Annotated in this window: 5 protein-coding genes and 1 pseudogene; 4 read left to right on the forward strand and 2 right to left on the reverse strand. The window is 65.6% G+C overall.

Features of this window, described 5'->3' with window-relative positions:
• Nucleotides 1-471: 471 nt before the first annotated feature.
• Entirely contained in the window at nt 472-1,188 is a 717-nt protein-coding gene (locus tag C5F48_RS21845; protein ID WP_107665859.1) for an LrgB family protein, read from the reverse strand.
• Nucleotides 1,185-1,547, reverse strand: coding sequence for a CidA/LrgA family protein (locus C5F48_RS21850; RefSeq protein WP_107665860.1), 363 nt, complete (start codon nt 1,545-1,547; stop codon nt 1,185-1,187). The genes C5F48_RS21845 and C5F48_RS21850 overlap by 4 nt, the downstream gene beginning before the upstream one ends.
• A 300-nt stretch (nt 1,548-1,847) precedes the next feature.
• Here C5F48_RS21850 and C5F48_RS21855 point away from each other — a divergent pair, with 300 nt between their 5' ends.
• From C5F48_RS21855 to C5F48_RS25770, 4 genes and pseudogenes are all read left to right on the forward strand, one after another.
• Nucleotides 1,848-2,306: a DUF2231 domain-containing protein gene (locus C5F48_RS21855; protein WP_170139782.1), complete on the forward strand. Its 459-nt coding sequence runs from the start codon at nt 1,848-1,850 to the stop codon at nt 2,304-2,306.
• Nucleotides 2,306-3,583 (forward strand): PQQ-dependent sugar dehydrogenase, encoded by a 1,278-nt coding sequence (locus C5F48_RS21860; protein WP_107665861.1) that lies wholly within the window; start codon nt 2,306-2,308, stop codon nt 3,581-3,583. Before C5F48_RS21855 ends, C5F48_RS21860 begins: the two co-directional genes overlap by 1 nt.
• Before the next feature lie 205 nt (nt 3,584-3,788).
• A complete protein-coding gene (locus tag C5F48_RS21865; protein WP_245941556.1) occupies nt 3,789-4,526 on the forward strand; it encodes a pseudouridine synthase in 738 nt (245 codons plus the stop codon).
• A 107-nt stretch (nt 4,527-4,633) separates the two neighbouring features.
• A pseudogene (locus C5F48_RS25770) lies at nt 4,634-4,823 on the forward strand (hypothetical protein); the annotation flags it as partial.

A 4,823-nucleotide genomic window follows, 5' to 3' on the forward strand; every position in this document is an offset into this window, starting at 1 on the left:
GGCAACTTCTCTGGATAGAATATACGCCTCGGGTCAAGCCGGACGTGAGGAGAGCAGGCGCGTAGTCCTCCAGAGGTGCAGGACAATTCTCCCGCATAACAATGATCCGAAGATCAAGCCAAGAACCTGCCAGCTCCCGTGCGAGCGGCGTGCTCTCATTTCGGCTCCTCAGATGGTCCCGCAGCCTGGGGTTCCGCGCCACGATCATCTATCCGTCAATCACTTGGCGGTCGACAGATCGAGCGCAGCCCGCTCCATCAGCCCTTCAGAGACTTCCGCAGATTGTCCGGAGTCCGCGGCTTGCCGGTGTGGGTCAGCAGGCCGTTCGCGTTCAGGCGCTCGGCCTGCTTGCGCGCACCATGGTGATCCGGCCACGGATTCCATGTGCATAGTTGCTGCCGCCTGAGGCCATGCGCCCAGTTCAGCGTAGTGGTTCTGTAGTCGTCGAATTGTTGCGGCGCCTTTGGGCGTTCAGAACAGCCAGCGGGCCAGAAGTGGGGCCGCCAGCGCGGTCGCCACCGCACCTACGCCGAGGCCAATGCCGGCGAAGGCGCCCGCCCGGGCGTCGGTCAGCAGCATCTGCGCCGTGCCGATGCCATGGGCGGTCAGCCCCACGGCGAAGCCCTGCGCCCGGGCGTCGCGGATGCGCAGCAGCGCGAGCAGCGGCGGGGCGAGGATCGCCCCGATGATGCCGGTCAGGATGACCATGACCGCGGTCAGGGTCGGCGAGCCGCCGATGCTCTCGGAGATGCCGATCGCCACCGGGGCCGTCGCCGATTTCGGCATCAGCGACAGGATGGTCTGGGCGTCGAGGCCGGTCCAGCGCCCGATCATCACCGCGCTGCCCATCGCGGTCAACAGCCCGGCCACTGTCGCGGCCAGCATCGGCAGCAGCGCCGCGCGGATCGCCGAGCGGTTCTCCCAGAGCGGCGTCGCCAGGGCCACCGTCACCGGGCCGAGCATGAAATGCACGAATTGCGCGCCCTCGAAATAGGTGGCGTAGCTGGTGCCGGTGAGCTTCAGCGCCACCGCGACCAGCACCACCGAGATCAGCACAGGGTTGACCCAAGCCCTCCGACCCGCCTTCTCGAAGATTGCGCTGCCGACGACGAAGGCGGCCAGCGTCAACGCCAGCCACAGCAGCGGCCCGCGCGAGAGGTAGCTCCAGATCTCGGTGACGTCACTCATCCCCGGCCCCCGTCTTCGGCTCCCGTCAGGCGCGCGACGCCGGCGAAGGCGAGGCTGGCGGCGACGATGGCGAGCAGGGTGCTGCCGATCAGCGTCAGCACCAGCGCCAGTCCCTGCTGTGCGAAGAGGTCGAGATGCCCGACGATGCCGACCCCAGCCGGCACGAAGAGCAGCGACATGTATCCGAGGAGCCCGCGCGTCGTCGGCCGCAGCGCCGTGGCCACGCCCGGGCGGACAGCGAAGATCACGAGCAGCAGCAGCAGCCCGAGGATCGGCCCCGGCACCGGCAAGGAAAGGCCGCGCGCGACCACCTCTCCGGTGAGCTGCAGGCCGAGGAGCAGGGCGAGATGCGGGATCATGGAAGCCTCCGGAAGTGGGCCGGTCGTGAGCCGAGGGGTCGCTGTCGCCAGCTGCCGCGACGGGCACTTGCGGCAGTCATGCCCCGCTTTGGCGGCACCCCGCAAGCCGCTTGTCGGAGACCTCCGGCAGGCGGAGCGTCACGACCCGCCGTGCATGCCTGTATGCGTCTCATGGGCAAAGGCTGCAGCTCCCTACACCTGCGTTCACCCGGCGACAGCCCTCGACGCACGCTCCCGTGGAACACGTTCACTACCGGGACCGTTCTTCACGAGTAGAATTTGAACAGAAGGTCCAAAGACATGATCACGAGGGAGGCGCCCGCCCTGGACTTCTCTGCATCCCCATCCGGGTATGTCAGGTTCGTTCACCCGCTCCACGCCGTGCTTCTGGCGTTCGTGTTTCCGCTGTTCCTCGGCACGCTGGCGGCCGACATCGCCTATTGGCGCAGCGCCGAGATCCAGTGGTCGAACTTCGCGCAATGGCTGAACGCCGGCGGGCTTCTGGTCGGGGGCTTTGCGCTGCTTGCGGCACTGGTAAGCTTGGTGCGCCACCGCAAGTTCGCCATCCGCCGCCCTGCCGTGTATTTCGTGGTGCTTCTCGCCGCATGGATCGTGGGCTTCGTCAACGCCCTCGTCCATTCGAAGGACGCATGGGCGATCATGCCCGAGGCTTTGTGGTGGTCCGGAGCAGCGACCCTGCTCGCCCTCGTCGCCTCATGGCTCGGCTATGCAGGATTTCCTGCCGAGGAGAAACACTGATGAAAGCCTTGATCTTTGCCGGCGCCCTCGCGGCGCTGGTCCCCCCGATGGCCGAGGCCCAGTCGACCGGCGCCAGCCCGCAGCTTCCCGCGCCGAACCGTGGCCTGCTGCCCGACATGCAGATCCCGCGTCCCGCGCTCTGGGGTGATGCCCTGCCGACCGTGCCCGAGGGCTTCGAGATCACGGCGATCGCCACCGATCTGCAGATCCCGCGCCAGATGCTGATCCTGCCCAATGGCGACATCCTCGTGGCCGAAGGCAAGGGCGGCGGCGCTCCGGCGATGCGGCCGAAGGACATGATCGCCGGCGTCATCAAGAGCTGGGGCAAGAGCCCGGAGCCCGGCGGCAACCGGCTGACGCTGCTGCGGGATGCCGATGGCAATGGCGAATACGAGCTGCAGACGATCTTCGCCGAGAACCTGAACTCGCCCTACGGCCTCGCCTTCGTGAACGGGACGATCTACGTCGCCAATCAGGATGCCGTGGTCAGCTTCGCTTATGTCGACGGCCAGACCGAAGCCGCGGGCCCGCCCGAGCTGCTGACCCTGCTGCCCTCGGCGATCAACCACCACTGGACCAAGGCGATGACCGCCAGCGCGGACGGGCAGTTCCTCTATGTCGGCATCGGGTCGAACAGCAACATCACCGAGCGCGGCCTGAAGGTCGAGGAAAACCGGGCGATGATCTGGCAGATCGACGTGGCCACCGGCGCGCATCGCCCCTATGCCACCGGCATCCGCAACCCGACGGCGCTGACGATCCAGCCCGGCACGGACGCGCTCTGGGCCGTGGCGAACGAGCGAGACGAGATCGGCGCCGATCTGGTCCCCGACTATCTGACCTCGGTGCAGGATGGCGGCTTCTACGGCTGGCCCTACAGCTACTGGGGCCAGAACGTAGACATCCGGGTGAAACCGCAGGACCCCGACAAGGTCGCCTCGGCCATCGCGCCGGATTACGCGCTCGGCGCGCATGTCGCGGCGCTCGGGGTGGATTTCTCGACCGAAGCGATGGGGCCGCAGTTCACCGACGGCGCCTTCGTCGGCATGCACGGCAGCTGGAACCGGGACGAGCCGGTGGGCTACAAGGTGGTCTTCGTCCCGTTCGAGAACGGCGCGCCAGCGGGAGAGCCCATCGATTTCGTCACGGGCTTTCTCGTCGACGCGGACAACACCCGAGGCCGTCCGGTCGGGGTGACGGTGGATCCAGAGGGCGCGGTGATCGTCGCAGATGACCTGTCGAACACCATCTGGCGGATTGCTCCCGTCGCTCCGTGAGCGCCGAGGGCGTGTTAAAGGTGCTGCAGGCCGGGCGCTTCGTGTCTTGATCGGCCTGCAGCGGCCTTCGACACCCCGCGCATCGGGATTGTGCGAAGGCGGGAGCTACATCGTTCAACATCGGCCTTCGAGCGATCGGTCGCCATTTGCGCGCAGCATTCTCCGACAAAGTTAGGAACGACAGCGGATGGCTAGGATCCAGACCATGCGTGTCGACCGGATGCTGTCGTCGATGGGCTACGGCTCGCGCAGCGAGGTGACGCGCATGGGCAAAGCCGGCATCATCACACTCGATGCTGCAGAAATCGCGGATGCCGCCAGGCGCATTGCTGTCACGCCCGATTTGCCTGCACGAATGAAGATCGATGGTGAGGCGCTCGACCCTCTCACTGGCGTTGTCATCCTCCTGAACAAGCCTCTCGGTATGACGTGTTCCCACAAGGACAGCGGGGTGCTGATCTACACCGTTCTTCCAGATCGATGGAGGCGGCGGACTCCCGTGATCGCGACCGTTGGCAGATTGGACAAGCAGACATCAGGACTGATCTTGCTGACGGATGACGGCGACCTACTGCACCGCATCATCAGCCCGAGGAGCCGCGTCAGGAAGACATATCGGGCGACGCTGGCCCGGCCGCTCGCTGGAAACGAAACCGAGCTCTTCGCCTCGGGCGAACTGATGTTGGACGGCGATGCAAAGCCGCTGGCTCCGGCCGAATTGTCAGTGGTTTCCGAGACCGAAGCGATCATCAGCGTTACCGAAGGACGATACCATCAGGTGCGCCGCATGTTCGCCGCTGCAGGAAACCACGTCACCGAGCTACACCGTGAGCGGCTGGGCGGACTGTCTATTCCTGACGGTATGGCGTCCGGTCAGTGGGCTCTGTTGGAAGCAGACAATATTGCTTCGATATTCCATATGGATCCCGCCAAACAGACGTAGTGGATCTTCGGCGACATCCCGGAAACCATCAGGGAAGCCCTTTGCCGCGCGGATCCCTGTCCCAACCGCGGCGCCGGTAGGGGGCGTGGTATGATCGGGGCTCCAATATAGGGAGGCACCACCATGATGAATGTTGTGACGGTCTCGACCTGGCGAAGAATGTGTTTCAGGTTCACGGTGTCGATGCGGACGGCAGGGTCGGCGTTCGGCGCAAGTTGCGGCGGGCGGAGGTTCTGCGCTTCTTCAGCTCGCTGCCTCGGTGTCTTATCGGCATGGAGGCCTGTGCGTCATCCCATT

Origin of the sequence: Cereibacter changlensis JA139, assembly GCF_003034985.1 — a bacterium.
GTDB classification, from domain to species: domain Bacteria; phylum Pseudomonadota; class Alphaproteobacteria; order Rhodobacterales; family Rhodobacteraceae; genus Cereibacter; species Cereibacter changlensis.